This window comes from Streptomyces sp. NPDC059668, from assembly GCF_042734135.1.
In the GTDB taxonomy this organism is placed as follows: domain Bacteria; phylum Actinomycetota; class Actinomycetes; order Streptomycetales; family Streptomycetaceae; genus Streptomyces.
The window spans coordinates 63,489-67,161 of record NZ_JBHWEL010000042.1 but is presented as its reverse complement, the minus strand read 5'-3'; the positions used below and the strand labels follow the sequence as shown (position 1 = coordinate 67,161).

Annotated in this window: 3 protein-coding genes; 1 reads left to right on the top strand and 2 read right to left on the bottom strand. The window is 69.4% G+C overall.

Translation table 11 applies throughout. The features are described 5' to 3' along the window. Window positions 1-136: 136 nt before the first annotated feature. Together ACFV2J_RS26575 and rpsO are read right to left on the bottom strand one after the other, a co-directional pair. Entirely contained in the window at window positions 137-2,353 is a 2,217-nt protein-coding gene (locus tag ACFV2J_RS26575) for a polyribonucleotide nucleotidyltransferase (RefSeq protein WP_385094824.1), read from the bottom strand. Window positions 2,354-2,704: 351 nt separating this feature from the next. Next, window positions 2,705-2,992, bottom strand: a complete 288-nt coding sequence (gene rpsO / locus ACFV2J_RS26570) for a 30S ribosomal protein S15 (RefSeq protein ID WP_168530506.1) — start codon at window positions 2,990-2,992, stop codon at window positions 2,705-2,707. A 264-nt stretch (window positions 2,993-3,256) separates the two neighbouring features. On the opposite strand from rpsO, the gene ACFV2J_RS26565 reads away from it, so the two are divergent. Continuing rightward, window positions 3,257-3,577, top strand: coding sequence for a DUF397 domain-containing protein (locus ACFV2J_RS26565; protein ID WP_385094821.1), 321 nt, complete (start codon window positions 3,257-3,259; stop codon window positions 3,575-3,577). Window positions 3,578-3,673 lie beyond the last annotated feature (96 nt).

Sequence of the window (3,673 nt, the reverse complement as noted above, 5' to 3'; positions counted from 1 at the left end):
CCGGGGCGCGGGGCGGGGGGGGGGGGGGGGGGGGGGCCCCCCCGGGGGGGGGGGCCCCGGGGGGGGGGGGGGGGGGGCGGGGCGCCCCCCCCCCCCCCCCCCGGGGGGGGCCCCGTCGTCGTGGAGCTACGAGACGTCACTGGTCGGTGTCGTCCTTCTTGTCGTCGTCGCCTTCGCCCTCGATCACGGGGATGAGGGAGAGCTTGCCGCGGGAGTCGATCTCGGCGATCTCGACCTGGACCTTCTGGCCCACACCGAGCACGTCCTCGACGTTCTCCACGCGCTTGCCGCCGGCGAGCTTGCGGATCTGCGAGATGTGCAGCAGACCGTCCTTGCCCGGGAGCAGCGACACGAACGCGCCGAAGGTCGTCGTCTTCACGACGGTGCCCAGGTAGCGCTCGCCGACCTCCGGCATGGTCGGGTTGGCGATGCCGTTGATCGTGGCGCGGGCGGCCTCGGCGGCCGGTCCGTCGGCGGCACCGATGTAGATGGTGCCGTCGTCCTCGATCGTGATCTCGGCGCCGGTGTCCTCCTGGATCTGGTTGATCATCTTGCCCTTGGGGCCGATGACCTCACCGATCTTGTCCACGGGGATCTTGACGGTGATGATCCGCGGGGCGTTCGGGGACATCTCGTCCGGCGTGTCGATCGCTTCCATCATCACGTCGAGGATGTGGAGGCGGGCGTCGCGGGCCTGCTTGAGGGCCGCGGCCAGGACGGAGGCCGGGATGCCGTCCAGCTTGGTGTCGAGCTGGAGGGCGGTGACGAACTCCTTGGTGCCGGCGACCTTGAAGTCCATGTCGCCGAAGGCGTCCTCCGCACCGAGGATGTCGGTGAGGGCGACGTAGTGCGTCTGGCCGTCGATCTCCTGGGAGATCAGACCCATGGCGATACCGGCGACGGGGGCCTTCAGCGGCACACCGGCGTTCAGCAGCGACATGGTGGAGGCGCAGACCGAGCCCATGGACGTCGAGCCGTTGGAGCCGAGGGCCTCGGACACCTGACGGATCGCGTAGGGGAACTCCTCGCGGGTCGGCAGGACCGGCACGATCGCGCGCTCGGCGAGCGCGCCGTGGCCGATCTCGCGGCGCTTCGGGGAGCCGACGCGGCCCGTCTCACCGACGGAGTACGGCGGGAAGTTGTAGTTGTGCATGTAGCGCTTGCGGGTCACCGGGGAGAGGGTGTCCAGCTGCTGCTCCATGCGGAGCATGTTGAGGGTGGTGACGCCCAGGATCTGGGTCTCGCCACGCTCGAACAGCGCCGAGCCGTGCACGCGTGGGATCGCCTCGACCTCGGCGGCGAGCGTACGGATGTCCGTGACGCCACGGCCGTCGATGCGGATCTTGTCCTTGATGACGCGCTCGCGGACCAGCTTCTTGGTCAGCGCGCGGTACGCGGCGGAGATCTCCTTCTCGCGGCCCTCGAACTGCGGGAGCAGCTTCTCGGCGGCGATCTCCTTGACGCGGTCCAGCTCGGCCTCGCGGTCCTGCTTGCCGGCGATGGTGAGCGCCTGGGCCAGCTCGCTCGTCACGGCGGCGCTGAGGGCCTCGAAGACGTCGTCCTGGTAGTCCAGGAAGATCGGGAACTCGGCGGTCGGCTTGGCGGCCTTCGCGGCGAGGTCCGACTGCGCCTTGCACAGGACCTTGATGAAGGGCTTCGCGGCGTCGAGGCCGGAGGCCACGACCTCCTCGGTGGGCGCCTCGGCGCCGCCCTTGACCAGCTGGATCGTCTTGTCGGTGGCCTCGGCCTCGACCATCATGATCGCGACGTCGCCGTCCTCCAGGACGCGACCGGCGACGACCATGTCGAAGACGGCGTCCTCGAGCTCGGTGTGCGTCGGGAACGCGACCCACTGGCCGTTGATCAGCGCGACGCGGACGCCGCCGACCGGGCCGGAGAAGGGCAGACCCGCCAGCTGGGTGGACGCGGAGGCGGCGTTGATCGCCACGACGTCGTACAGGTGGTCGGGGTTGAGCGCCATGATCGTCGCGACGACCTGGATCTCGTTGCGCAGGCCCTTCTTGAAGGACGGGCGCAGCGGGCGGTCGATCAAACGGCAGGTGAGGACGGCGTCCTCGGAGGGGCGGCCCTCACGGCGGAAGAAGCTGCCGGGGATCTTGCCGGCGGCGTACATCCGCTCCTCGACGTCCACCGTGAGGGGGAAGAAGTCGAGCTGGTCCTTGGGCTTCTTGGAAGCGCTGGTGGCCGACAGCACCATGGTGTCGTCGTCCAGGTACGCGACGGCGGAGCCGGCGGCCTGCTTGGCCAGGCGGCCCGTCTCGAAGCGGATGGTGCGGGTGCCGAAGGAACCGTTGTCGATAACGGCCTCGGCGTAGTGGGTCTCGTTCTCCACTAGCGTTTTCTCCTCGTCTTCGTCCCGTCCTGCCCGTGTGGCAGGGGGACGGTGGCGGAGAAGCGCTCCTTCTGGTGCGGGCCGGTCTTCGATCGAAGCACCCGGGGTCGCAATCTCCCGGGGGCCACTACCGAGGACCGGCGGCGGCGAGGTGCGCTTCTCCTCGTTCGTCTGTCATGACGGTCCCTACCCGGCGGGTGGGGCGTCGTCACGCTGTGTCGTACGTGCTGGGTCGTGCGTGTGTCGTTGTGCTACCACACTACAAAGCGTCGGTGACACTCCGCACGTAGAGGGCACGTACAGCAAAAGGAGCGGCTCCCAAGAGGTGGGAACCGCTCCCTTCACGGCGTCTTACTTGGCGCCCGCCGCACCGCGGCGGATGCCCAGGCGCTCGACCAGCGCACGGAAGCGCTGGATGTCCTTCTTGGCCAGGTACTGCAGCAGCCGGCGGCGCTGACCGACCAGGATCAGCAGACCACGACGGGAGTGGTGGTCGTGCTTGTGGGTCTTGAGGTGCTCGGTCAGGTCCGAGATGCGGCGCGAGAGCATGGCGACCTGGACCTCGGGGGAGCCGGTGTCGCCCTCCTTCTGGCCGAACTCACTGATGAGCTGCTTCTTCGTAGCGGCGTCGAGCGACACGCGTACTCCTCGTAGTCTTTGATGTGCCACCGAGTGCCCCTGGTCCACATCTCAGGGGAGCTTCCGTTACTCGGGAGGCGGGGATCCGCTGGGCGCGGCCTCCAGAGCGATGGGCTCCGGGGGTGCGTACACAAACGGCCGTCACACAGCGTACCAGCCTGGCCGGATGCGTCCGCCCGGGTCCTGGAACCTCACGGGCGGTGCCGGTCCGGCCACTAGGGTGACGGCAGGGTCAACCGTACGTGGGGAAGGGGCCGTCCGAACATGGCCGAGGCAGCAGCGGACAGGGACGTCGACGTCAGGGACGCGGAGGTCAAGGCGCGCAAGGAGCGGGAGCGGGACGAGCTCTACGCGCTCGACATCTCGGACGTCGAGTGGCAGAGCGCGCCGGGCACCGAGGAGCACGAGGAACGGGTGGAGATCGCGTACCTGCCCGCGGGAGCGGTGGCCATGCGTTCGTCGCTCGAACCGGACACGGTCCTGCGCTACACGGAGGCGGAGTGGCGGGCCTTCGTGCTGGGGGCCCGGGACGGCGAGTTCGATCTGGAGCCGGCGCCGCACAACGGCGGGCTCGCGACGGAGTAACCCGCGCGGACGACAGCGGAGGGCGGCCGGGGTTCTCTTATAGACAACCCCGACCCCCCCCAACCCCCGGAGCACTGGGTTTGACCGAGGGGGGCT